Below are 23,994 nucleotides of genomic sequence, written 5' to 3'. Positions count from 1 at the left end.
AGGTAGGACGACACCAGATATCCACGAAAACCGTGGCGGCGTTGTCCTGAGCTTCCCTTCGCTGGCATTATCCAGATCAGGTTCGGAGGGTATTTCTCACCCGCGCCACAGCTGTATGCCGTGCGCAGGACCCCTAGCGTGTGCCGCCCGGTGTAAGCCACCGGGCAGCGCGACGATTATAACCGCCCCGCCGCGATTGCGCGACCTTCGATGAAAGACGCCCCGCTCGTAGCAAAAATGCCACAACGCTCACCATGGACGCTACGGTATAGTGGCTTCATGCTAATAAGCAATAGATATCGCTGCCATGTCATGCCGGCGCGCCCCGCACGCGGCGGCGCCAGCGGCGCATGGCCAGCGTTGGCGCAGGCGGCATGGGGCCGCCTGCTTGCCATCGTCATGCTGGTCATGCTGCACCTGGCATGCGCCGCCGATGCCTGCGCCGCCGAGCGCTGGAGCCGCCTGGCCCACACCGCGTTCAGGCACTACCAGCAAGCCGATATGTCCGGCGGCGAAGCGTTTGTCCAGGACCGGCAGGGCTTTGTCTGGATCGGCACCCAGACCGGCCTGCTGCGCTGGGATGGCAACCGCTATACCAAGTACGGGGCGGACGCCGCCCGCACCGACACCCTGCCCGACAACTACATCCTGAGCCTGCACATCGACCAACGGGGCCGCCTGTGGATCGGCATGAATTCGGGCGGCGTGGCGCGCTATGACGCTGCGCACGACAACTTCGTGCGCTACCGCGCCGGTCCCGGCGGCCTGGCCAATGGCGGCGTTGCCGCCATGGCCGACGACGGCGCGGACGGCCTGCTGGTGGGCCATGGCACCGGCATCGACCGCATCGACGCCGCCGGCGTGGTCACCCGCATGGCTTACGCTGCAGGAGCGTCGCTGCCGGTCGCCGGCATCAACCAGTTGCTGCGCGCGGCCGATGGCCGGCTGTGGATCGCTACCGAACGCGGCCTGTTCCTGCTGGATAAACAACAACGCGTGCGGCCGGTGGCCGTGGGCGATGGAACCGTGCCGGCGTTCACCGCGCTGTTCCAGGACAGCGCCGGGCGCATCTGGGCCGGCACCCGCGCCAACGGCGCCTTCCTGCTCGATGCGGCCACGCTGCAAGCCACGGCGGTGCGCGAAAGCGGGCCGGCATCGACCTTGCAGCAGGAGCGCGTGGTATCGATTATCGAAGCGGCGCCCGACCAGCTGTGGATCGGCACCGACGGCAGCGCGGGCGGCATCGTGGTGCTGGACGTGCGCAGCGGCGAGTCGCGCCGCATCCGCCACCGCGCCGACACGCCCGACAGCCTGCCCGACAACAACATCATGACCATGTTCCGCGAGCGCGGCGGCATCGTCTTCGTGGCCACCATGGGCGGCGTCAGCCAGCACGGACCGGTGTCGGACGCGATCGCCACGGTGCGCGACCTCGGTGCCGACGCCAGCGGCGTGCTCAGCGTGCCGGCCATGATGCAGGCGCCGGACGGCCGCCTGTGGCTGTCCATCGCCAGCGGCGGCGTCAAGATCGTCGATCCGCTGGGCGGCCAGGCGGCGACCGTGCCCGGGCTGCCCAAGGGCCGGGTACTGGCCATCGTGCCCGGGCCCGATGGCGAGATCTACCTCGGCACCCAGCAAGGCTTGTACCGCGCGGACGCCGACGGCCGCAGCGCGCGCGTGGTGCCGGTGCCGGGCCGCGCGCTCAAAGAGGAAGTGTGGGCGCTGGCGGTAAGCGACCGCATGCTGTGGCTGGGCGACCTGGAAGGCGTGCGGGCGTTGCAACTGCCGGCTGCGGACAGCCGCGACACGGCGCGCCTGCTGCGCCACGAAATCCAGCGCCTGGGCGATCCGCGCGTGACGGCGCTGCTGGTGGCCGGCGACGATCTCTGGATCGGCACCCGCACCGGGCTGGCGCGCCTGGGCCGCCACGACGGCGCCAGCGCCGGCGTGGAACTGGTGCCCACAGAACTCGCTACGGCCGACCGCCTGCCGCCCGGCTACGTGTCGTCGCTGCTGCTCGACCGCGAGGGACGGTTATGGCTGTCGAACTTCGGCACCGGCGTGATCCTGCTCGAACGCACCGACGCGGACGGCCAGCGGCGCTTCCGCCGCTTCAGCAAGCTGCAGGGCATGCCCGACAACAGCGCCAACATGGTGCTGCAAGATGTCGATGGCGCGATCTGGGCCAGCACCGACAATGGCCTGGCGCGCATCGCGCCGCGCACGCTGGCGGTGCAGGCGTTCGGCGCCGGCGACGGCGTGCAGCTGCCGTTGTACTGGACCAATTCCGGCACCCGCACCGCGTCCGGCGAACTGGTGTTCGGCGGCCTGTCCGGCCTGACCGTGCTGCGCACCCGCGCCCAGGTACCGTGGCGCTACGCGGCGCCAGTGGCAGTGACCCGCATCCTGCTGGGCGACCAGGAAATCCCCAGCGGCATCTACAACGTCGCCGGCCGCAAGGCCGCGCCGATCACGGTCACGCCGGAAGGCCGCGAGCGCGGCTTCTCGCTCGAATTCGCCGCGCTCGACTATTCCGCGCCCGAACGCAACCGCTATGCCTACCAGCTCAAGGGCTTCGATCGCAACTGGATCGGCACCGACGCCACCACCCGCCGCGCCAGCTACACCAACCTGCCGCCGGGCGACTACATCTTGCTGCTGCGCGGCTCGAACCGCAACGGCGAATGGTCGGCGCCGCTGGAAGTGCCGGTGCGGGTGCTCACCGCCTGGCACCAGCAACCGTGGGCGCGCCTGGGCGCGGTGCTGCTGGCGCTGTTGCTGCTGGCCGGCCTGATGCAGCTCCGCACCCGGTACCTGCGCCGGCGCCAGCGCGAACTGGAGGCGATGGTGCAAGCACGCACCGCCGAACTGCGCGCTACCCAGGCCCAGCTGGAAACCCTGGCCTACAGCGATCCCCTCACCGGCCTGGCCAACCGGCGCCTGTTCAGCGACGAACTGCGCCTGCTGGTGGCGCAAACCGAGCGCGGCAGCCCCGGCTTCACCCTGCTGCTGGTCGATCTCGACCACTTCAAACCGGTCAACGACACCTATGGCCACGACGCCGGGGACACCCTGCTGGTGGCGGCCGCCGGACGCCTGCTGGCGGCGGTGCGCGAGTCGGACCGGGTGTTCCGCCTGGGCGGCGACGAGTTCGCCGTATTGCTGGGCCAGGCCACCGACCGCGCCACCCTGGCGCCCATGTGCGCACGCATGCTTCACGACCTGGCCCAACCGCTGCTGCTGCCCGCAGGGGCGACGATCGAGATCAGCGCCAGCGTGGGCGCGGCGGTGCACCAGCGCGGCCACAGCCACGAACAGCTCTACAAGCAGGCCGACGTGGCGCTGTACCGCGCCAAGGCGGCGGGACGCAATACCTGGTGGCTGGCCGACTGACGCTGCATCAGCGCGCGCCACTGAGCACGTAGGGCGCCCAGAAATACGGGTGGTGCCAACGCGGCGCCAGCGCCAGCTTGGCCTGCCGCAACGCCTCGCCCTTGTCCAAGCCGGCGGCCAGGCCGCGGTAAAAATGTCCCATCAGGTCGGCACTGGCGGCATCCGATACCGGCCACAGCGTGGTGACGGCGCTGCGCGCGCCGGCCGCCTCGAGCGACTGGCGCAGGCTGTCCACGGTTTCGCCTGCCACGACCATGCCGGCGCCGCTCTCGCAGGCCGACAGCACCGCCAGTTCCGTGCCGTCGAGGTCGAGCTGCGCCAGCTGGGAAGCGAACAGCAGACCGGGATTGCCGATGGCGGCCGGGGCACGGTTGACGCCGGCCAGCGCCAGGCCACTGTTAAATTGCGGCACCTGCATGTCGTGCAGGTAAGCCTGGCCATCCTTGCCGAGCACTTCTTCGCTGCCGCCACCGGCTTCGCCGAGGAAAAAGCCGTGCGTGGCCAGGTGCAGGTAGCGCGGGCCATGCAGCTTGCGCAGCACCTGCGTGCTGGCCTGCGCGCCCGAGTACAACTGCACCGGCTGGCCGGCGCCGCGCAACGCCGCCGCCACTGCAGCAGCTTCGCCTGCCGCCGCCGGCAAGGCTTTGAAGCGCAGCTGCTGCAACGCTGGCCGCAGCGCCGCCGCTGCGACGGCCGGCGCCACCGGGGCCGGTCCGGCGTCAAAATCAGGGGCGCCCAGCACCACGGCAGCGCCGCCGCTGCGACTGGCGGACGGCGCCGCCAGCAACTGCCGCACCGCGCCCAGGTAACGCCACGGACCGCGCGCCAGCAGGTACTGGCCGCTGTCATCGACCAGCGCCTCGAACGGCAGTTGCGCCAGTTCGGCATCGGGCCACACCACGTAGGACGCGGCGGCGGCGCGCTTGCCCAGCAAGGGCTGTAACAGGCGCCGATACGGCACGTCGGAACCGCCCGCGGCGACAGCCTCGACGCCGAATGCGTCGGCAAGGCCAGCAACGGCGGCAACGGGAGTGGCTGCTGCTGCGCCGCCTGCGTGCTCGGTGGCGGCGCCCGCCAGCAGGGCCGCGCGCCAGTCGGCCAGCTCCGCGTTGATGGCTGCGGCCGGCCCCAGCTCCGCCATGGTGACGCGCTGCGCGCTGACCAGCTGGCCCAGGTAGCGCGGCGGCTGCCACGTCATCGTGGCAAAGTCGAGCGGTTGATGGACGCTGTAGGCAAGCAGCACCTCGTCACCGAGTGCGCCCTGCACCTGGGCCAGCAGGCGGGCGCCGGGCGTCAGCGTCAACGGCGCCGTATAGGGCACGAGCAGCGTCTGCAGTTGCAAGTCGAGGTTGCTGTACTGCGCATACGCCTCGAACGAGGCATTGGGGTCGAGCCGGTTCAGCGCCGCCAGCACGACCTCGACAGGGTCCGAACCTGCCGCCAGTGCCTGCCGCAGGGCGGCGGCGCGGCCCAGGCGTACAGCGCCGGACAGTTCCTTGATCTGCATGAGTTCGCCGACCACGGTGCGCACGCCGGCGGCGCCTGCAGTACCGGCTGCATCGGCAGCATCGGCTGCCAGCTGGTGCGATACGGCCAGGTGCACGAGCGCGCGGCGCGTGGCCAATGCCGCCACCATGTGATCCGGCGTCAGGTACGCCTGCTCTGCCGGCAAGCGCAGCGCATTCAGGCGCAATGCCTGGACGATGGCCTCGGCGGCCGGCGCCCAGCGGCCCGCAGCCGACAGGTAGGCGCCGAATACGGCGTATTCCATTTCCAGTTCGACATAGCCCTCCTCCTGCGGCACCTGCTGCATCTTGCGCGCGTAGTCGGCAAACGCACCGTGATAAAACGCCAGCAGCCATTCCGGCTCGGCTGCGTGCAGCCGTACCAGGTTGGCGGCGGGGGTATCGGCTTCGAGCCAGTCATGGCGCACCGCATAATCGCGTGCAGGCCGGCCATCGTCACGGCTGATCTGGCGGGTCTGGCCCAGGGCGCCCACGGTTTCCAGCATGCGCTGCTGGACGTTGCGCAAGGTGGTCAGGTCGCCGCGCACCTGGCGCTGGTGCGCCACCATGATCGGTGTTTGCAGCGTGATGCCGATCGCCGCCACGCGCTCCTCGAAGGCCAGCGCCAGCTCGCGCTGCGCCACTGCCGCGTCGCCGGCGCGCAGGGCGGCGCGTCCGAGGCGGCTGCGCACATCGAAGCGCAACGACCAGGCGGCGGCGGACTCCATGCCGGGGTAGGCCAGCACGGGTGCGAGCTGTTGCACGGCCAGCGCATGGGCGCCGCGCCGTTTCGCCAGCTCGTCAAAAGCGGGCACCAGGATCGGTGCCCAGCGCAGCGCCAGCTGCGGCGCAACGCCTTGGCTGACGGCCAGCGCACGACTGTAATGCTGCAGTGCCAGTTGCGCGTCGCCGGCCAGGTAGCGCAGGTGGCCAACGGCGTACAGGGCTTCTAGCAGCGCCATCTGCGCCGCCGGCGTGCCGGATGCGAAATTGCGCTCGGCCAGCGCCAGCGCCGGTTCCGCTTGCGCCAGCGCCGCACGGTAGCGCCCGGAACCGGCCAGGTCTTCGACCTGCGCCCGCAATGGTGCTGCCGACACGGGCGCGGACACGGGCGCGGCTGCGACCGACGCTGGCGCCATGGCTGGCGACAGCAGCACGGCCAGCGCCAGCGCAGCGCGGCCCTGCTGCCGGCGCAGTGAATGCGACCCGGGCCAGGCCGGCCCGCTCATGGCGTGTCATCCAGCAGCGCCGGCGCCAGCTGGCGCGCCTGTTCGAGCTGGCCGTTGTCGCGCAACAGCAGCGCCGCGCCGGCGCGTTCAGCGGCGCTGGCGTGCGCACCCGGCATGACCACCGGCTGCCGCGCCATCGTCTGCACCGGCTGGGAAGGGCCCTGCACCACGGCGCTGCCATCGTGCCAGGCCACCGACCAGCGGTAAGCCTGCGCAGGCGCCAGCAGCAGCTGTGGCGGCAGGCGGTAGCGCGGCGCCGCCACCGTGGCCTCGTGCACGAGCGCGCCGCTGCCGTCGTGGAGCCGGAAAATCCAGTCACCGATGTGTGGCCGGTTGCGCCAGTTGAACGTCGCCAGCGCCAGCGGCAGCACCCGGTCCGCCTGCTGTGCCGGCGCGCCAGTCGATGCCGGTGACAACGCGGCATGGGCTGGCGCCGGCGCGGACGGCGTGGCCGAGCGCATGATGGCGCCGGCCATGACCGTCGCCTCGTTCGGGGCGGCGCGCAGCGGGCGGCGCGGCGCCAGCACCTGCATGCTGCCGGATCCGGCCAGTACCGGGCCGTTGACGGTCAGCGTTACGCGGGAGGGACCGGCAAACACATAGCGCCGGTCCGACTGCGCGTCCCACCCCACCAGTATGGCGGCCTCGGCCAGCGTCAGGCTGGCGCCATCGTCGAGCATGTCGAGCAGGCGCACGCTGCGCGCACCTTGCTGTACCGTGCCGTGCACTTGCGTTACCTGCAGCGGCGCGGCGTGTGCCGCCAGCACCGAGCCGGTCAGCGCCGAGAATAGCAGCCATCCAGTCCATCGCTTGTCCATCAGCTTCCTTTCACATCGGGGTAGGCGGCCAGCGCCACCTGGCCATGCTTGTCGAGATGGCAGTCCAGCAGCACGTAGCCGGCGGCAGCTGCGGGCGCCAGCGCAGCGCGCACCAGCACTTCGCGCGCCATCAGCAGCGCGTGGGGCGTGCGCTTGCAGTGTTGCTGGATGTGGGCAGCCAGCGCGGTGGCGGCGCCCGTGGCTGTGTAATCGTGGCGCTCGGGCGTACCCACGTTGCCGAGCACGGCGTCGCCGTAGGCGATGCCAATGCCCGCGCGCAGCGGCGCCCTGCCTTCGCGCGCCAGTTCGGCATTGAGCAGCGCCAGGGCAGCGAGCACGCCGTGGGCCGCCAGCAGCGCGTCGCGGCAAGGATTGGCGCTGGGTGCGGGGGCGCCGAAAAACACCATCACCCCATCGCCGCTGAACTTGTCGATGGTGCCGCCGTGGTGGTGCAGCGGCACCGTGATGGCGGCGTAGTAGCGGTTCAGCAGCGCGATCACCTGTTCCGGCGGCAGCACTGCGCACAGGGCGGTAAAGCCGCGCAGGTCGGCGAACAGGAAGGCGAGCGGCTGGCGCTGGCTGGCCAGGCCGGCGCGCAGGTCGCCGCTGACGATGGTCTCGAGTATGGCCGGGCTGACGTAGCCGGCAAAGATGCTGCGCAGCCGGCGCTGGCCGGCGCGCTGGTCGCGGTAGGCGCGCCACCAGCACCAGGTTACGCCCGCCAGCAGCACCAGCCAGCAGGCCAGCGGCAGGGCCAGCCACCGGTAGTACAGGCCCAGCAGCGTCAACATCGCTGCCAGCACGGCCACGCTGGCAGCAGCCACGGTGGCGGCACGCGGCCGGTGGCGCAGCCGCCATAGCAGCAGCCCCGCCACCAGCGCGGCGCCCGCCTCGGCCAGCCACAGCGGCTGCACCATGCGCTGCGCCAGCTGGCTGCGCAGCAATTGCGCCTGGAATACCACGCCTGCCGTTGTCGTGCCCCGTTCCCACCCGGCCAGCGCCACGGGCAAGCGTTGCCGGTCCTGGTCGGGCAGGATGGCGCCGACCAGTACCGCGCGGGCGCCGAACAGGGCGCGCAGGCGGTCATGGTCGCCCTGGCGCACCAACGCCAGTACATGCGCCAGCGACACGTAATCGAATGGTGCGCCGAGGCGGAAATCGACGTAACCGGCGCGCACCGGCGCGCCCAGCTGCGCCGCCAGTTGCGCGCTGAGCGCCGGCCAGCCGCCCTGCGTGGCGGCGCCCGCGCCCGCCGCCACCACCGGCGCCCGGCGCAGCACGCCGTCCGCGTCCTGCGGCACCTGCAACGATGCCAGCCCCGCTTCGCCAACGATGGCGGCATACAGGCGCGCCGCATCATCGGCGGCAGCCGCAGCCGTGGGCGGCGCGCCGATCACCAGCGGCATGCCGTGATCGCGCACCGATGCCAGCGCCAGCGCCAGTTGCCGGCTGGCGCCGGGCAGCAGCGCGGCGTGGCTGCGGGGCGGCAGCACGAGATCGAGGCCGACCGCGCTGGCCCCGCCGAGACGCAGGCCATCGAGCAATTGCGCCAGTTCGCCGTGCATCAGGGCAAATGGCTTGCCGCTGGCGGCAATCGACGCCTCATCGATGCCGACGATGAGCACCTGCCGGCCCTTGTCCTCATCGTTGGCAGGCGGCAGGCCGCGCAACAGCTGCCAGCCCAGGTCCAGGCATGGCAGCGCCAGCCGCTGCAGCGGCGCCGTGGCAGCCAGCGCCAGGCAGGCCAGCACCACGGCCGGCACCAGCGCGAGTCGCCGCAACCGCGGCGCCCACGCTGACTCGCGCCGACCTGCCAGGCGCGCCAGCACAGCGCGACGACCGTCACGCCAGCGCCCCATGGCACCGCGTATCCGGCGCGCTACCACCGCGCCGGCAACGGCCGCAGCAACACGATCTGCTGCTTGTCGTGGCGCAGGTATTCGCCCTTGACCAGTTCCTTGAACAGCTTGGAGACCATGTCGCGCGAGGCGCCGATGCGCTCGCCGATGGCCTGCTGGCTCAGCGCCTCGGCCACCACGCGCTGGCCGTCGCGCATGACAGCGCGTTCGTTGAGCATGGCGGCCAGGCGCTGGTAGGCGCTGTCGAGCGCCAGCCGGCGCGAAAAAGTGGTGGTATTGCGGCTGCGCTGGATCAGCGTGCGGATCAGTTCCAGCGTGAACACGGGATCGTCGGCGATACGCTGGCGCAGCACGGTGATCGGCACCACGGCGCACTGCACGTCGGTGAGCGCCTCGACCGAGGCGCTGCGGCGCTGGCCGTCGAGCGCCATCTCGCCGAGGATGGTGCCGGCATCGTAGGTGCCGAACAGGAATTCCTTGCCTTGTTCGTCGCTGGCAAACACCTTGACCCGGCCGGATAGGATCACGAAGATGGCGTCGCCTTCGTCGCCCTCGCTGATGAAGCGGGTGCGGCGCGGGTAATGGCGCCGCTCGCCGCTGGCGGCCAGCGCCAGCATGGCGGGCGAGACGTGGTCGGCGGGGAGTGCGGGCATGGAGTTCTCCGGCTAGGCCGGGATCATACCGGCAAAAAATATTGCCGATTATAAACTATGTTATTTCTTTTCAACAACTTCGTGTTGTAGAATATTCGACACTGCGGGTGTCGATTGCGCCCGTGGCAGGAGCGCGTACAAGGACGAGAATGGTTACCAGTCGCCAACCTTCCAACTTGTCCGAAAGCGCTCCATGAAACCTGCCCTGCCTTGCTTCTCCCTGATCCTGACCACCATGATGGCCGGCCTGCTGGCCGGCTGCGGCGCCGCAGCCGGCGACGAGGTGCAGTTGCCGCCCGGCGACAGCGCCAGCTTCCTGCCGCTGGTCGAGTATTGCGGCGCCCGCACCCCGACGGCCGCCGATGCCGCCGCCAACGGCTGGAGCCAGGAACGCCCCATGCACACCGGCAATCCGACCTACTACTCGCATGCCGTCGTCTCGGCCGGCGGCAACACCGAGACCAGCACCGGTCCATTCGCCATGAATGTGTCGATCGAGGATTATCGTGGCATCGAAGGCAGCGTCGTCTCCAGCGGCGTCGCCGACGCGGCCACCGGCATGGGCGTGCGGATGTCGTCGGCGCTGGGCCGCAACTCGGTGGCCTGCGTGTCGCAGGTGGCGCGGTTGCGCTACACGACGCCCGCCTGGCTGCCGGGCGCCACACCGGGCTACAACTTGCCGCAACTGACCTGGACCAGCTACTGGCAACCGGCGCTGCCGATGGCGCAGGCCGGAGGCTACCACGTCGATGGCTTCGAATTCGTCAGCAACTTTACGCCGGCCAGCGGCAGCGTGGTGTTCACCATCGCCAAGAGCCGCTTCCCGAGCACGCAAGCGCTGTCGCTGTGCCACCTGGCGCCGGCCGGCACCAGGTGGGACTGCCGCCAGCCCACCGTGGCCGACGCCGGCAACTACTGGCGCCTGTCGCAGGACGGCTTGCAACAGGGCGTGTACCTGCTCAATTCCAGCGCGCCGCGCTGATTCCAGAACAATCATTTCAATACGAGGAGTTCCGCACCATGAAACATCACAGCAAACTGTTCTTCGCTGCCCTGCTGTCCGCGCTGTGCCTGGCTGGCCCGGCCATGGCCGCCAAGCCTGCCGTGATCGACCAGACCGGTCTGAACGGCTTACAGGATTACCTCGACACCAACCTGCCGGCGTCGATGAAGGCAACCATGGCCGAGCGCGGATTGGCCACGTGGGCGATCACCAGCGCGATTCGCGTGCAAAACAACGGCTATTGCGTGGCCGTGGCTGGCCTCACCATCGCCAGCGCGGACGGGCGCATGGCGCGCCGGCCAGCGGCCACGCACGACACCATCATGCGCTACGAAAACGTGACCAAGGATTGGGACAGCGGCGACTGCCGCGCCGAGGCGCTGCGCGAAGCCATTGCGACGCTGGCCAGGGCGCCGGTGCCGTCTGTCGAGGCGATGCGCCGGCTGCTTGGCAGCGGCGGCACGCGCGCCAATCAAAAGGCAGACAACGGCATGATCAATCTGTCCTCGCAGGACGTCAGCGACAGTACCAAAGCAGCCGCCTTCGATGCACTGCACGGCTACGACCTGGGCGCCGCGGTTGATTACCGCCACGTTACTGCTGTGCTGTACAACAGCAGTTTTACCATGAAGAAGGACAATGAGAGAGTCTGTTTCGCCTTGTTCGGCCTCAGCGCGCGACCGCCGTCCGATCGCGCGCCGCGCTTGCCTGCGGACAATTCGGCCGGGCTGTATGTCGGTGATGACGAAGCCACTTGCGCGCGCGGCGCCTCGCTCGCGGCCATCCGGGCCACCCTGGACCAGCCATGGACGAAGGCCGGCGCGTTCAACGGCTTCGACAAAACCCGCGAAGATGGTGTGCCGCTGCCCGATATCGCCGCCGTGGCCAAGAAACGGGCCGCTGCCGTAGCCCGCGCCGCCGCCGAAAAGCGCGCCGCAACCCGGGTGGCCAGCACGCAACGCAACGTGGTGCGCTGCTCCAACTCGTGCACCAACGGCAGCTGCGTGCGCACTTTCGAGAATGGCCGCAAGGAACGCTGGCAGGCGCCGCGCGTCTATGATGCGATCAACAACAACTGGACCTGGGATATCAACACCAACGCCTGCGGACAGTAAGAAGCTCTCTGAAAGCGCCGGGCTGGCGCCAGTCGCCAGCCCATGCCGCGCCGCGTCATCTATAATGGCTGTTTTCGCAAATTACTCTGCCCAATCATGGAATTAGCCAAGTCTTTCGAGCCCGCCGACATTGAACAATTCTGGCGTACGGAGTGGGAATCGCGCGGTTACTACACCGCCACCCTCGACGCCGGCAAACCTTCTTTCAGCATCCAGCTGCCGCCGCCGAACGTCACCGGCACCCTGCACATGGGCCACGCGTTCAACCAGACCATCATGGATGGCCTGACGCGCTACCACCGCATGCTGGGCCATAACACGGCCTGGATCCCGGGCACCGACCACGCCGGCATCGCCACCCAGATCGTGGTGGAGCGCCAGCTCGACGCGCAAAAGATTTCGCGCCACGACCTCGGCCGCGACGAATTCATCAAGCGCGTGTGGGAGTGGAAGGAAAAATCGGGCTCCACCATCACCGGCCAGATGCGCCGCCTGGGCGCCTCGCCCGACTGGCAGCGCGAATACTTCACCATGGACGACACCCGCTCGAAGGTCGTGACCGACGTCTTCGTGCGCCTGCACGAGCAGGGCCTGATCTACCGGGGCAAGCGCCTGGTCAACTGGGACCCGGTACTGGGCACCGCCGTCTCCGACCTCGAAGTGGTGTCGGAAGAAGAAGACGGCTCGATGTGGTACATCAAGTACCCGCTGGCCGACGGTTCGGGCACCATCACGGTGGCCACCACCCGTCCGGAAACCATGCTGGGCGACGTCGCCGTGGCGGTCGATCCGACCGACGAACGCTATGCTGCGCTGGTCGGCAAGATGCTGACCCTGCCGCTGGTCGGCCGCGAAATCCCGATCATCGCCGATGAATACGTCGACAAGGCGTTCGGTACCGGCTGCGTGAAAATCACCCCGGCGCACGACCAGAACGACTACGCGGTCGGCCAGCGCCACCAGTTGCCGATGCTGTCGATCTTCACGCTCGAAGCGAAGATCAACGACGAAGCGCCCGAGCAATATCGCGGCATGGACCGTTTTGTCGCCCGCAAGCAGATCGTTGCCGACCTCGAAGCTGCCGGCCTGCTCGAAGAAGTCAAAAAGCACAAGCTGATGGTGCCGCGCGGCGACCGGACCGGCGTGGTCATCGAGCCGATGCTCACCGACCAGTGGTTCGTCGCCATGAGCAAGCCGGCGCCGGAAGGCACGTTCTTCCCCGGCAAATCGATCGCTGAAACCGCACTGGAAAAAGTGGCCAGCGGCGACATCAAGTTCGTCCCTGAAAACTGGAGCAACACGTACAACCAGTGGCTCAACAACATCCAGGACTGGTGCATCTCGCGCCAGCTGTGGTGGGGCCATCAAATCCCGGCGTGGTACGACGAAGCCGGCAATATCTTTGTCGCCAAGACCGAAGCCGAAGCGCTGGTCAAGCAGCAGGCAGCCGGCAGCACCGGTCCGCTGCGCCGCGACGCCGACGTGCTCGATACCTGGTTCTCGTCGGCGCTGGTGCCGTTCTCCACCCTGGGCTGGCCCGAAGAAACGCCCGACCTGAAAGCGTTCCTGCCGTCGTCGGTGCTGGTCACCGGCTTCGACATCATCTTCTTCTGGGTGGCGCGCATGGTGATGTTCACCCTGCACTTCACCGGCAAGGTGCCGTTCGAGACCGTGTACGTGCACGGCCTGGTGCGCGACTCGACCGGCCAGAAAATGTCCAAGTCGAAGGGCAATACGCTCGACCCGATCGACCTGATCGACGGCATCGGCATCGATGCGCTGGTGGCCAAACGCACCACCGGCCTGATGAACCCGAAAGACGCGGTCAAGATCGAAAAGGCCACGCGCAAGGAATTCCCGGAAGGCATCGCCGCCTACGGTACCGACGCCGTGCGTTTTACCATGGCGTCGTACGCTTCGCTGGGCCGCAACATCAACTTCGACCTCGGCCGCGCCGAAGGCTACCGCAACTTCTGCAACAAGCTGTGGAACGCCACCCGCTTCGTGCTGATGAACACGGAAGAGAAGGATTGCAGCGCCAGCGACGCCGACCTGTCGAACGCCGATAAATGGATCATCTCGCTGCTGCAAAAGGCCGAGCTGGACGTGGCCAAGGGTTTCGAGGACTACCGCTTCGACAATATCGCTTCCACCATCTACAAGTTCGTGTGGGACGAATATTGCGACTGGTACCTGGAAGTAGCCAAGGTGCAGGTACAACACGGCACCGAAGGCCAGCAGCGCGCTACCCGCCACACGCTGCTGCACGTGCTCGAAGTGGTGCTGCGCCTGGCCCATCCGATCATCCCGTTCGTGACCGAAGCGCTGTGGCAGGCGGTGGCGCCCCTGGCCGGCAAATCGGCCGGTGACACCAATGCGTCGATCATGATGCAGCCGTACCCGATCGCCAACACCGACTACATCGACGAAGCAGCCGAAACGTGGATGCTGCAACTGAAATCGCTGATCGACGCCACCCGCAACCTGCGCGGCGAAATGCAGCTGGCGCCGTCGCTGCGCGTGCCGCTGATCGTCGAGCCAGCCAACGCTGCCGACAAAGAGGCGCTGGCCTTGTGCGCACCGTACATCCAGGCGCTGGGCAAGCTGGCTGAAGTGCAGATCGTCGATGCCCTGCCCGATTCGCCGGCAGCAGTCGCGATTGTCGGCACGACCAAGCTGATGCTCAAGGTCGAGATCGATGTGAAAGCCGAGCGCGAGCGCCTGGCCAAGGAAATCACGCGCGTGGAGGGCGAGATCGCCAAGGCCAACGGCAAGCTGTCGAACGAGAGTTTCGTCGCCCGCGCGCCGGTGGAAGTGGTGGCGCAGGAGAAGGAACGCGTCGCCAACTTCTCGGCCACGCTGGACAAGATGCGCGAGCAGCTGGCCAAGCTGCCGGCGGCCTGATACCGCGATTCCGGCTCCCGGCACGAAAGCCGCCTGCGGGCGGCTTTTTTTTCGCCCACGCGCCCAGCCTTCACTGCTAGAATAATATGATATTCCTTTAACAAGGCTAGCGATGACGCAGTGGACCGGTGGCTATGTGGAAGGGATCGACTACACCCACGGCTACTATCGCGAACTCGGTCCGTTGCACGCGGCCATGGCGCTGGCCCATGCCGGCGTGCGCATGCCCACGGTCGGCCATGCGTGCGAACTCGGTTTCGGCCAGGGCCTGTCCACCAACATCCACGCGGCCGCCAGCAGCGTCGCCTGGTACGGCACCGATTTCAATCCGTCGCAGGCCCGGTTTGCCGCCCACCTGGCGCAGGCGGCCGACAGCGGCGCGCAACTGGTGGACCAGTCGTTTGCCGACTATTGCGCACGCCCTGATCTGCCCGATTTCGACTTCATCGCGCTGCACGGCATCTGGAGCTGGGTGTCGCCAGAGAACCGGGCGCTGCTGCTCGACTTCGTGCAACGCAAGCTCAAACCCGGCGGCGTGCTCTACCTGAGTTACAACTGCCATCCCGGCGGCGCACCGATGGTGCCGGTGCGCGAACTGCTGAGCGGCTATGCCGCGCGCATGACGGCGCCGGGCGCCGGCATCGATCGCCGCATCGACGCCGCGCTGGCGTTTGCCGGCAAGTTGCTGGCCACCCGCCCCGCCTACCTGGAAGCGCATCCGCAACTGGCCGAACGCGTGGCAGCCCTGCAACAGCAGGACCGCCGCTACCTGGCCCATGAATATTTCAACCAGGACTGGCAACCGGTCAGTTTTGCCGAGCAGGCGGCCGCGCTGCGCGCGGCAGGCCTCGAATTCGCGTGTGACGCCCACCACCTCGATCAGATCGGCTTGCTCAACCTGAGCGCAGCGCAACGCGCATTGCTGGCGCAATTGCCCGACCCGGTGCTGTGCCAGGGCGTGCGCGACTTGATGATGAACCAGAACTTCCGCCGCGACTACTGGGTCAAGAGCGCAGACCGGCAGCGCCTGGCTCCCGCCGAGCACGACGCCGCGCTGCGCGGCCAGCGCGTGGTGATGGTGATGCCGCGCACCGACGTCGAACTGCGGGTGCGGACCAGCACCTTCGATATCGCCCTGAACCAGGCCGCCTACACGCCGCTGCTCGACCTGCTGCAAGACCACCAGCCGCGCACAGTGGCCGAAATCGAGCGCGCGGTGCCGATGCGCGGTGGCTTGCGCCAGCTGTACGAGGCAATCTTCATCCTGTGCGGCACCGGCGTGCTGGCGCCCGCGCAGACACCGGCCACGGTGGCTGCCGCGCAGGCGAGCAGCCGCCGGCTGAACCTGGCGCTGTGGGCCCATGCGCGCGGCAGCGACGACATCCATTACCTGGCGTCGCCGGTCGTGGGCGGCGGCCTGGCCATGCCCCGCATTCCGCAACTGTTTCTGCTCGCACAGTCGCAAGGCGTGCGCGGTGCGGCGGCCTGGAGCGAGTTTGCGTGGGCCATCGTGGCCGGCCAGGATGTGCCGCTACAACGCGACGGCGGGCCGCTGGCCACCGCCGCCGACCAGCTGGCCGAACTGCGGCGCAAGGCGGAAATTTTCGAAAGCGCGTACCTGGCCATGTACCAACTGCTGGGCATTGCCGATACTGCGTGATGCATTTGAATATTATCAAGTCAAACCAAGGATTCGCACCATGAACGACTGGACCGGCGGCTATGTCGCAGATCTCAACTACACCCACGGCTACTACCAGGAACTCAGCCCCTTGCGGATTGGCATGGCTTTTGCCAGCGCCGGTCTGCAAACGCCGGCGAGCGGGACAGCCTGCGAACTCGGCTTCGGCCAGGGTGTCTCCGCCAATATCCACGCGGCCGCCGGCATCACGCGCTGGCACGGCACCGACTTCAATCCGGCACAGGCGGCGTTCGCGCGCGACCTGGCCGCAGTCTCGGGCAATGGCGCGCAACTGGTGGACCAGTCGTTTGCCGAATTCGCCGCCCGCGACGACCTGCCCGACTTCGACTACATTTGCGTGCACGGCATCTGGTGCTGGGTGTCGCCCGCGAACCAGGCGCTGATCGTCGACTTCGTGCGCCGCAAGCTCAAGGTGGGCGGCGTGCTCTTCATCAGCTACAACTGCCAGCCCGGCTGGGCGCCGATGGCGCCGGTGCGCGGCTTGCTCACCAGCTACACCAATACCATGACCGCCCCCGGCGCCGGCCGCGCCCAGCGCATCGACAGCGCGCTCGATTTCACCGACCGCCTGCTGGACACCACACCCGCCTATTTCGCCGCTTATCCGCGCGTGGCGGAACGATTGAAGTCGCTGCGTGCGCAAAACCGTCAATACCTGGTGCACGAATACTTCGGCCGCGACTGGCAGCCGACGAGCTTTGCCGAGATGGCGGACATCCTTGGGGAAGCCAAGCTCACCTATGCCTGCTCGGCCCAGTATCTCGACCACATCGTCGAACTGAACTTGAGCCAGCCCCAGCATGCGCTGCTGGCCGAGCTGACCGACCCGGTCTTCTTCCAGAGCGTGCGCGACTTCATGGTCAACCAGAATTTCCGCTGCGATTACTGGGTCAAGGGCGCGCGCCCGCTGTTGCTGCTGGAAAAGGCCGAAACCATGCGCCGCCAGCGCGTGGTGCTGGTGGCGCCACCGCATTTGTTCGAGCTGAAAATCACGGGCCGCGCCATCGAAGGCCAGTTGAGCGAAGCGATCTACCTGCCGCTGCTGCAACTGCTGGCGGACTACCAGCCGCACACGGTGGGCGAACTGGAAGCGGCGCTGGCGGACCAGGGCCTGACGCTGACGCAGGTGTTCGAGGCAATGCTGGTGATGATCGGCAAAGGCAACCTGATGCTGGCGCAGGAACCGGATGCCATCGAGGCGGCTACTGCGACTGCCCAGCGCCTGAACCTGGCCCTGTTCGAGCATGCGCGCAGCAGCGAGGAAATCGCCTTTGTCGCGTCGCCGGTGCTGGGCGCGGGCGTGTCGGCGCCGCGCATCGTGCAGCTGTTCCTGCTGGCGCACGCGCAAGGCTTGCGCGGCGTGGCCGCCCTCACCGACTTCGTGTGGAACACGCTGTCGTCGCAGGATCACCGCATAGTCAGGGACGGCGTGCGGCTCGATGACCCGGCCGACAGCATTGCCGAAATCACGCTGCAGGCCGAACGCTTCGAAAAAGATTTCCTGGCGATATACCTGGCGCTGCGCGTCATCGCCTGATCGCCCAGTTATTGCGCCAGCAACTCGGCGTAACGCGCCACGTCGACGTTGCCGCCGCTGATGATGACGCCCACGCGCTGGCCTTGCAATTGCTCCTTCATGGCGCGCGCGGCAGCCAGGCCCAGGCAGCCGGTCGGTTCCACCACGAGCTTCATGCGCGCGGCAAAGAAACGCATTTCCGCGCGCAACTGCTCATCGCTCACGGTCACAATGTCGTCGACATCGCGGCGGATGATGGGGAACGTCAGGTTGCCCAGGTGCTGGGTCTGGGCGCCGTCGGCGATCGTCTTCGGAGTATCGATGTGAACGATGCTGCCGCTGCGGAACGATTGCTGGCCGTCATTGCCCGCTTCCGGCTCCACACCGTACAGTTTGGTCGCGGGCGACAACGCGCGCGTGGACAGGGCCGAGCCGCTCAGCAACCCGCCGCCACCGAGGCACACGAACAGCGCGTCGAGCTGGCCGACTTCCTCGAACAGCTCCTTGGCGGCCGTACCCTGGCCGGCGATCACATCGAAGTGGTCATACGGTGGAATCAGGGTCATGCCACGCTGCTGCGCCAGGTCGCGGCCGATCTGTTCGCGGTCTTGCGTGTAGCGGTCGTACAGCACCACGTCCGCGCCATAGCCACGGGTGGCGGCGATTTTCGATGGCGGCGCATCGTGCGGCATGATGATGGTGGCCGGAATGCCGGACAACTGCGCCGACAGCGCGATGCCCTGCGCATGGTTGCCGGACGAGAAAGCCACGACACCGGCACGGCGCTGCCCGGCATCGAACTTGGCCAGCGCGTTATACGCGCCGCGGAACTTGAACGCACCCATGCGCTGCAAGTTTTCACACTTGAAAAACACCTCGGCGCCCAGCTCGCTGTTGGCGGTGCGCGAAGTCATTACCGGCGTGCGGTGGGCAACGCCGGCAATCCGCTCCGACGCCGCCACCACGTCAGCATAAGTTGGCAAACTCTGTTGGTTCATGATCCACTCCTTTCAATACACTTCGGGGTCAGTGCCGACATTCGGACACGAGCTCTTCGCTCTCCGTAGCCGGCTTGGTCAGCGGGCATCGTTGTACACGGTGGCGCGGGAAACATTGAGATAGGCAGCTACGATATCCATCGCCCGCCGCACGTCGGACAGGCCGCTGTCTTTGAGCTCGCGCATCAGCGCGCGGCGCTCGTCGGCCTTGAGCGCGCGCGGCGTGGTGCCGTGGCGGGCGGCAAAGTCGTCGATGCGCAGGCGGATGGCGTCGGCGCCGGTGGGCTGCAAGGTATCGTTGACGGCGGCGGCCGTGTCCACGCTGCCGAATTGCGTCAGCATGGTGTTGAGGCTGCGGAACACGGTGAGATCGACATTCAGGCACAGCGCAGCCACGTAACGGCCGTCGCTGTCCTTGATGCCGACCGACGTGCTCTTGGCCAGGCGGCCGTCCGGGAAGGTATTGGGGTAGTTGGCGATCACCTGGTCGAAGTCGGGATCGGCCGCGCGCGCCAGGCCCAGCTCGGTGGCGGGCTCGCCCACGCTGCGCCCGGACAGGTTGTTATGGATCGCCAGAATGGCATGTTCGGGCTCGGTCAGGTCGTGCAGCACCACTTCGCAAAAAGGCGCCAGCGTCTTGCCCAGGCCATCGGCCACCTGCTGGAGCTGGGCCAGCAGGTTCTGGTGTTCGGAAGTTTTTTTCATCCAAACATATTATCTTGTTTTAGACTTTTTGTACAATACCTGGATTGAATGGCGATGCGTCGAGGTATTCCCATTCCAGCGCCAGTGGCATGTCGCGCAGCAGCCATTGCTCCACCTTGAAATCGAGCGAACGCCCGGTGTCGCCGTCGAGATGGCCGGGGGCAAGCTCGTGCCATTGCAGCGTGACGGTGCCGGTCAGTTGCAGCAGGCGGCCCTGCTCGAAGTCGGGAATGATCAGCCCCGCATGGGGATCGACCGCGAAGTTGCCCAGCGTGTTGAACAGGCTGTTGCCGTGGTAATCGGGGATGCGCAAGGTGCTGTCGTCCAGCAGTTGCACAAAGCCCCGGTTGCCGCCCCGGTGCGAGGCATCGGCGCCGCTGTCGGCGTGGTGGCTGGCGACGAACACGGTGTCGGCCTGGCGCACGATCTCTGCCACGGTGCCGCCGAGCGTGGTGCCGCGTACGGCGAGCTCCGCCTGCACCGGCAGGCGTGGGTCACTGCGCTGGCGCAGCTGGCGGCGCTGGATGTACTGCGGGCAGTTCGGATACGCTTCCCGCACGTCAACCTCGACATGGCGCCCATTGAGATGGCGGACCACGCCGTTGACGCGGTAACGGCGGCGCTTGCCCAGGTCGATGAACAGCATGCCCAGTTGCCCGCCCACCACCAGGTTGGCCCACAGCGGATCGGCGGCATCGCGCGCGGCAGCCGGCGCCTCGATCAGCACCGCGTCGCCCTCGGCGTGAGCAAAGCCCGGTTGGCCGAACAGCAGCGACGACCACATCCGTCCGGCGCTGTCCGCACTGGCCAGCACGACCATGAACTGGCCGGCAATGAACGGCCGCGCGCCCGCCATCACGGTGGCCGACACCATCCCGGTGCGCTGCTCGGCGATATGGCGCTGCCCAGCGCGTTGCTGCACTGCCAGCTCGCCCGCATGAAAAGTATGGTCGTCCATGGTCTGTCTCCCGATCGATTGCTGATGTTGTGATTGTGCGAAATAATGGGCCACGCGAGAATAGCCGTGCCGCGACAATCACCGTTTCGCCTGGAGAAAGAATGGACCAGTTTCACCTGATGAATGTTTTTGTTGCCACGGGCGAGGAAGCCAGCTTTGCCAGGGCGGCGCGGCGCCTGGACCTGTCGCCGGCGGCCGTTACCCGCGCCATTGCCGCGCTCGAGGAACTGCTGGGCGTCAAGCTCTTGCAGCGCACCACGCGCCACGTGCGCCTGACCGAGGCGGGCCAGCGCTACCTCGACGACAGCCGCACCATCCTGGCCAGCCTCGAGGAAGCCAACCAGGCTGCGGCCGGCATCAACGCAGCGCCCCGCGGCAATCTGTCGGTGACGGCGCCGGTGCTGTTCGGAAAATTGTTCGTCATGCCCGGCATCGTGCAATTCCTGGACACGTATCCCGAGGTGGACGTGTCCGCCTGGTTTCTCGACCGGGTGGTCAACCTGGTCGATGAAGGCATCGACGTGGCCGTGCGCATCGGCCACCTGCCCGACTCCGGCCTGAAAGCGGCGCGCGTGGGCCAGGTGCGGCGCGTGCTGTGCGCGGCGCCCGCCTATCTCGACCGCCACGGCGTGCCCGCCAACCCGGCCGACCTGTCACGGCACACCATCATCTCCGCCAATCACATGTCGCCGCGCGTGGAGTGGAAGTTCGGCGCGCAGGACAACCCGACCACGGTACGCCTGCACGCGCGCCTGACGGTCACCAGCAATGATGCAGCCATCACCGCAGCCGTCGCCGGGCTCGGCATTTGCCGCCTGCTGTCGTACCAGGTGGCCGACGATGTCGCTGCCGGGCGCCTGCGCATCCTCCTGGCCGAGCACGAGGAACCCCCGTGGCCGGTGCACGTGGTGCACCGCGAGGGCAAATTCGGCTCATCGAAGGTGCGGTACTTCATCGACCTGCTGGTGGCCCACCTGCGCGCGCATCCGTACGTAAACTCGAGCATCGTTGCGGCTGGCGAAACGATGAATTGACGCTGGCATTGTTTTTCTATCATGCCTGAGTGCCTAGAATGGCATCACCGCTACCCGGCGGCCACCATTCGAAAGGAAATCGCCATGTCTGCCTCCCGCCTTCTTGCCCGCAGCGCCACTGCACTGAGCCTGGCCCTGTTGACCCAGTTTGCCCCTGCTGCTTCTGCCGCCCCTGCGGCCGCTCCGGTCGCGCAGGACGCCGCCAATGTCGCCAACACCGCTGCCGTCAGCTACCGCACCGTCAAGGTCGATGGCGTGAATATCTTTTACCGCGAGGCGGGACCGAAAAACGCACCTACCCTGTTGCTGCTGCACGGTTTCCCCACGTCGTCGCAAATGTTCCGCAACCTGATCCCGCTGCTGGCCGACAAGTACCACGTGATCGCGCCCGACTATCCCGGCTACGGCCAGAGCGACATGCCCTCGATGTCCAGCTACACCTACAGCTTCGATAACCTGGCCGCCACCATCGACAAGTTCACCACGGCAGTGGGCGTGAACCGCTACGCGCTGTACGTGCAGGATTATGGCGCGCCGGTCGGCTACCGCCTGGCCGCCGCCCATCCCGAGCGCGTGACCGCCATCGTGGTCCAGAACGGCAATGCCTACGACGAAGGACTCGACAACGAATTCTGGCAACCGATCAAGGCGTACTGGGCCGACAAGAGCGAAGCCAACGCCGCCAAGCTGCGCCCGCTCGTAGCGCTGGAAGCGACCAAGTGGCAATACCTGGAAGGCGCGCGCAACCCGCAACGGGTCAGCCCCGACGCCTGGACCGTGGACCAGGCCTACCTCGATCGTCCCGGTAACGGCGCCATCCAGCTTGAACTGCTGCACAGCTACGGCACCAATCCGCCGCACTATCCGGCCTGGCAGGCGTACTTCCGCAAGTACCAGCCGCCGATGCTGATCGCCTGGGGCAAGAACGACAAGATCTTCCCGCCGGCCGGCGCCCATCCTTACCTGCGCGACTTGCCCAAGGCCGAGCTGCACCTGCTCGACACCGGCCACTTCGCGCTGGAAGAAGACAGCGCCGCCATTGGCGCCCTGATGCGCGATTTTCTCGGTCGTCACGTCAAGCGCTAACCGGGCGGCGGACCGGTGTGCGGTTTTTGACACCGTCCTCTAATCCAGGCGTAGCGGTGCGCCGCAGCGCGGGACAGTTCGTATAATGGTCCCACAACAACCATTGGAGACCGATCATGAAACTGCTTGCCGCCACGGCTGCCGCCGCCACCGCCCTGCTTGCTTTTACCGCCCCGCTTGCCCACGCTGCCGACCTGGCGTCGCCGGTGGGACTGTGGCAAAACATCGACGACGAGACCAACAAGCCCAAGGCGCTGATCCGCATTACCGACAGCAACGGTGTGCTGCAAGGCCAGATCGAAAAACTGTACCGAGATGCCGGCGAAGACCAGAATCCGCTGTGCGTGAAATGCGAAGGCGCCAGGAAGGACCAGCCGATCACCGGCATGGTCATCCTCACCGGCCTGAAGAAAGACGGCGACGAATACACGGGCGGTGAAATCCTCGACCCGGCCAAGGGCAAAACCTACAAGAGCAAGATGCACCTGACCGACGGCGGTAAAAAGCTCAGCGTACGCGGCTACATCGGCACGCCGATGCTGGGCCGTTCGAAGACCTGGGTACGGCAAGACTGATTGAACTGCCTGCAACGACACCAAGCCGGCGTGATGCCGGCTTTTTTTATATCACTGAGGGAAACGATGCGTTCAGCTCCGGCCTACTGCTGTATGCCCTTGCCGGTGGCAGTCCAGTAAATGCCGCCCATCAGGTGCGCCAGGTATTGCGGGTCGCGGTACATTTCGCCGTTGTGACCGAGCGAGGTGACGAATACCCGCCCCTTTTCAACCTGGTGATACCACGCCACCGGGTGGTCGCGGCCCATGCCTTGCGTGGTCTGGCCGGGCCAGATTTTGGTCGGGTCGTAGGTGCTTTCATCGACGTTCAGCACCGGGTGGATCGCGACGTTGTGGGGATTGTCGAAGATGTACCATTCGTCGCTCCAGATCCAGCGGTCGGGAATGCCGAACGTGGCCGGGAATTTTTTATCGACCACGTACGCCACGCCGGTTTGCAGCATCGGATGGTTGCCCACCCGGCGGCCCACCAGCTTTTCGAACCATGGCCAGGTGTTGGGCGGAATAATCAGCGAGCGGTGCACCAGCATGGCGTTGCCGCCGCCGCGCATGTAGTCCTCGAACTTTTTACGACGCGCTTCGTTCAGTTCCTCGCCCGGCGTGTTGAGGAACATGATGGTGGCGTATTGCTTGAGGTCGCCGTCGAACATCTCCGGGCGGTGCGTGTACACCACCTCGAACGCGTGCAGCTTGCCCAGCTGTTCCAGGCTGTCGCGCGCGATCGGAATGTATTCGTAGTGGTATTTGCCGGGCATGGCAAACACCAGGATCTTGTACTGGGTGTCGGCGCGGCTGGGCGCGGCCAGCAGCAAGGCGGCGATAGCCAGCACGGCCAGCAGGATTTTTCGCATGGTTGTCTCCGTGATTTTGATCTAGTTAGCGCTAACATCGGACTGATCAATATACACGTTTTCGCCAAGTAAGTGATACAGGTGCTACGA

The 23,994-nt window shown here is 67.1% G+C and carries 17 protein-coding genes and 1 riboswitch; of the genes, 9 read left to right on the top strand and 8 right to left on the bottom strand.

What is annotated here, in order from left to right; all coding sequences use genetic code 11:
- Window positions 1–36: 36 nt before the first annotated feature.
- Window positions 37–145: riboswitch (TPP riboswitch) on the bottom strand.
- Window positions 146–312: 167 nt separating this feature from the next.
- Window positions 313–3,393, top strand: a complete 3,081-nt coding sequence (locus tag SR858_RS02535; protein WP_019924369.1) for a ligand-binding sensor domain-containing diguanylate cyclase — start codon at window positions 313–315, stop codon at window positions 3,391–3,393.
- A gap of 7 nt (window positions 3,394–3,400) precedes the next feature.
- On the opposite strand, the gene SR858_RS02530 is transcribed toward SR858_RS02535, so the two are convergent.
- The 4 genes from SR858_RS02530 to SR858_RS02515 are packed head-to-tail and all read right to left on the bottom strand — an operon-like array spanning window position 3,401 to window position 9,457.
- Complete coding sequence (locus SR858_RS02530; RefSeq protein WP_019924370.1) at window positions 3,401–6,127, bottom strand: CHAT domain-containing protein; 2,727 nt, start codon at window positions 6,125–6,127, stop codon at window positions 3,401–3,403.
- Entirely contained in the window at window positions 6,124–6,945 is an 822-nt protein-coding gene (locus SR858_RS02525; protein ID WP_019924371.1) for a hypothetical protein, read from the bottom strand. Before SR858_RS02525 ends, SR858_RS02530 begins: the two co-directional genes overlap by 4 nt.
- Complete coding sequence (locus SR858_RS02520; RefSeq protein WP_084670174.1) at window positions 6,945–8,804, bottom strand: CHASE2 domain-containing protein; 1,860 nt, start codon at window positions 8,802–8,804, stop codon at window positions 6,945–6,947. Before SR858_RS02520 ends, SR858_RS02525 begins: the two co-directional genes overlap by 1 nt.
- A 20-nt stretch (window positions 8,805–8,824) precedes the next feature.
- On the bottom strand, window positions 8,825–9,457 hold the full coding sequence (locus SR858_RS02515) for a Crp/Fnr family transcriptional regulator (protein ID WP_019924373.1): 633 nt from the start codon (window positions 9,455–9,457) through the stop codon (window positions 8,825–8,827).
- Window positions 9,458–9,650: 193 nt separating this feature from the next.
- On the opposite strand from SR858_RS02515, the gene SR858_RS02510 reads away from it, so the two are divergent.
- The 5 genes from SR858_RS02510 to SR858_RS02490 all read left to right on the top strand — a co-directional run bounded on the left by SR858_RS02510 (window position 9,651) and on the right by SR858_RS02490 (window position 17,718).
- Window positions 9,651–10,439: a hypothetical protein gene (locus tag SR858_RS02510; protein WP_019924374.1), complete on the top strand. Its 789-nt coding sequence runs from the start codon at window positions 9,651–9,653 to the stop codon at window positions 10,437–10,439.
- Window positions 10,440–10,477: 38 nt separating this feature from the next.
- Window positions 10,478–11,575 (top strand): hypothetical protein, encoded by a 1,098-nt coding sequence (locus SR858_RS02505; protein WP_019924375.1) that lies wholly within the window; start codon window positions 10,478–10,480, stop codon window positions 11,573–11,575.
- A 96-nt stretch (window positions 11,576–11,671) separates the two neighbouring features.
- Window positions 11,672–14,479 carry a valine--tRNA ligase gene (locus SR858_RS02500; RefSeq protein ID WP_026637747.1) on the top strand — a complete coding sequence of 936 codons (2,808 nt, stop codon included), beginning with the start codon at window positions 11,672–11,674 and terminating at the stop codon, window positions 14,477–14,479.
- A 112-nt stretch (window positions 14,480–14,591) separates the two neighbouring features.
- Window positions 14,592–16,139, top strand: coding sequence for a class I SAM-dependent methyltransferase (locus SR858_RS02495; protein ID WP_019924377.1), 1,548 nt, complete (start codon window positions 14,592–14,594; stop codon window positions 16,137–16,139).
- Window positions 16,140–16,179: 40 nt separating this feature from the next.
- Window positions 16,180–17,718 (top strand): class I SAM-dependent methyltransferase, encoded by a 1,539-nt coding sequence (locus SR858_RS02490; RefSeq protein WP_019924378.1) that lies wholly within the window; start codon window positions 16,180–16,182, stop codon window positions 17,716–17,718.
- Window positions 17,719–17,726: 8 nt separating this feature from the next.
- Here the strand turns inward: SR858_RS02490 and SR858_RS02485 are convergent, their stop codons facing one another.
- The 3 genes from SR858_RS02485 to SR858_RS02475 form a co-directional block, all read right to left on the bottom strand.
- A complete protein-coding gene (locus SR858_RS02485; protein WP_019924379.1) occupies window positions 17,727–18,695 on the bottom strand; it encodes a threo-3-hydroxy-L-aspartate ammonia-lyase in 969 nt (322 codons plus the stop codon).
- A gap of 78 nt (window positions 18,696–18,773) precedes the next feature.
- Window positions 18,774–19,400 carry a helix-turn-helix transcriptional regulator gene (locus SR858_RS02480; RefSeq protein WP_019924380.1) on the bottom strand — a complete coding sequence of 209 codons (627 nt, stop codon included), beginning with the start codon at window positions 19,398–19,400 and terminating at the stop codon, window positions 18,774–18,776.
- A 19-nt stretch (window positions 19,401–19,419) separates the two neighbouring features.
- The gene (locus tag SR858_RS02475) at window positions 19,420–20,358 is read right to left on the bottom strand and encodes a PNPOx family protein (protein WP_019924381.1); all 939 of its coding nucleotides are present in this window, start codon (window positions 20,356–20,358) and stop codon (window positions 19,420–19,422) included.
- A 101-nt stretch (window positions 20,359–20,459) separates the two neighbouring features.
- Between SR858_RS02475 and SR858_RS02470 the strand changes: the two genes are divergently transcribed.
- The 3 genes from SR858_RS02470 to SR858_RS02460 all read left to right on the top strand — a co-directional run bounded on the left by SR858_RS02470 (window position 20,460) and on the right by SR858_RS02460 (window position 23,053).
- The gene (locus tag SR858_RS02470; RefSeq protein WP_019924382.1) at window positions 20,460–21,392 is read left to right on the top strand and encodes a LysR family transcriptional regulator; all 933 of its coding nucleotides are present in this window, start codon (window positions 20,460–20,462) and stop codon (window positions 21,390–21,392) included.
- Between the two features lie 84 nt (window positions 21,393–21,476).
- Window positions 21,477–22,478, top strand: coding sequence for an alpha/beta fold hydrolase (locus SR858_RS02465; protein WP_019924383.1), 1,002 nt, complete (start codon window positions 21,477–21,479; stop codon window positions 22,476–22,478).
- A gap of 116 nt (window positions 22,479–22,594) precedes the next feature.
- Window positions 22,595–23,053 carry a DUF2147 domain-containing protein gene (locus SR858_RS02460; protein ID WP_019924384.1) on the top strand — a complete coding sequence of 153 codons (459 nt, stop codon included), beginning with the start codon at window positions 22,595–22,597 and terminating at the stop codon, window positions 23,051–23,053.
- A gap of 83 nt (window positions 23,054–23,136) precedes the next feature.
- Here the strand turns inward: SR858_RS02460 and SR858_RS02455 are convergent, their stop codons facing one another.
- On the bottom strand, window positions 23,137–23,904 hold the full coding sequence (locus SR858_RS02455) for a ThuA domain-containing protein (protein ID WP_019924385.1): 768 nt from the start codon (window positions 23,902–23,904) through the stop codon (window positions 23,137–23,139).
- Window positions 23,905–23,994 lie beyond the last annotated feature (90 nt).

The sequence above is a fragment of the Duganella zoogloeoides genome, from assembly GCF_034479515.1.
Lineage (GTDB): Bacteria > Pseudomonadota > Gammaproteobacteria > Burkholderiales > Burkholderiaceae_D > Rugamonas > Rugamonas zoogloeoides.
The sequence above is the reverse complement of the archived record's forward strand: the minus strand, read 5'-3'. Positions and strand labels throughout refer to the sequence as shown.

Coding starts and splice junctions, on each gene's coding strand:
- SR858_RS02535 (WP_019924369.1), top strand. CDS start 313: ATGCCGGCGCGCCCCGCACGCGGCGGCGCCAGCGGCGCATGGCCAGCG.
- SR858_RS02530 (WP_019924370.1), bottom strand. CDS start 6,127: ATGAGCGGGCCGGCCTGGCCCGGGTCGCATTCACTGCGCCGGCAGCAG.
- SR858_RS02525 (WP_019924371.1), bottom strand. CDS start 6,945: ATGGACAAGCGATGGACTGGATGGCTGCTATTCTCGGCGCTGACCGGC.
- SR858_RS02520 (WP_084670174.1), bottom strand. CDS start 8,804: ATGGGGCGCTGGCGTGACGGTCGTCGCGCTGTGCTGGCGCGCCTGGCA.
- SR858_RS02515 (WP_019924373.1), bottom strand. CDS start 9,457: ATGCCCGCACTCCCCGCCGACCACGTCTCGCCCGCCATGCTGGCGCTG.
- SR858_RS02510 (WP_019924374.1), top strand. CDS start 9,651: ATGAAACCTGCCCTGCCTTGCTTCTCCCTGATCCTGACCACCATGATG.
- SR858_RS02505 (WP_019924375.1), top strand. CDS start 10,478: ATGAAACATCACAGCAAACTGTTCTTCGCTGCCCTGCTGTCCGCGCTG.
- SR858_RS02500 (WP_026637747.1), top strand. CDS start 11,672: ATGGAATTAGCCAAGTCTTTCGAGCCCGCCGACATTGAACAATTCTGG.
- SR858_RS02495 (WP_019924377.1), top strand. CDS start 14,592: ATGACGCAGTGGACCGGTGGCTATGTGGAAGGGATCGACTACACCCAC.
- SR858_RS02490 (WP_019924378.1), top strand. CDS start 16,180: ATGAACGACTGGACCGGCGGCTATGTCGCAGATCTCAACTACACCCAC.
- SR858_RS02485 (WP_019924379.1), bottom strand. CDS start 18,695: ATGAACCAACAGAGTTTGCCAACTTATGCTGACGTGGTGGCGGCGTCG.
- SR858_RS02480 (WP_019924380.1), bottom strand. CDS start 19,400: ATGAAAAAAACTTCCGAACACCAGAACCTGCTGGCCCAGCTCCAGCAG.
- SR858_RS02475 (WP_019924381.1), bottom strand. CDS start 20,358: ATGGACGACCATACTTTTCATGCGGGCGAGCTGGCAGTGCAGCAACGC.
- SR858_RS02470 (WP_019924382.1), top strand. CDS start 20,460: ATGGACCAGTTTCACCTGATGAATGTTTTTGTTGCCACGGGCGAGGAA.
- SR858_RS02465 (WP_019924383.1), top strand. CDS start 21,477: ATGTCTGCCTCCCGCCTTCTTGCCCGCAGCGCCACTGCACTGAGCCTG.
- SR858_RS02460 (WP_019924384.1), top strand. CDS start 22,595: ATGAAACTGCTTGCCGCCACGGCTGCCGCCGCCACCGCCCTGCTTGCT.
- SR858_RS02455 (WP_019924385.1), bottom strand. CDS start 23,904: ATGCGAAAAATCCTGCTGGCCGTGCTGGCTATCGCCGCCTTGCTGCTG.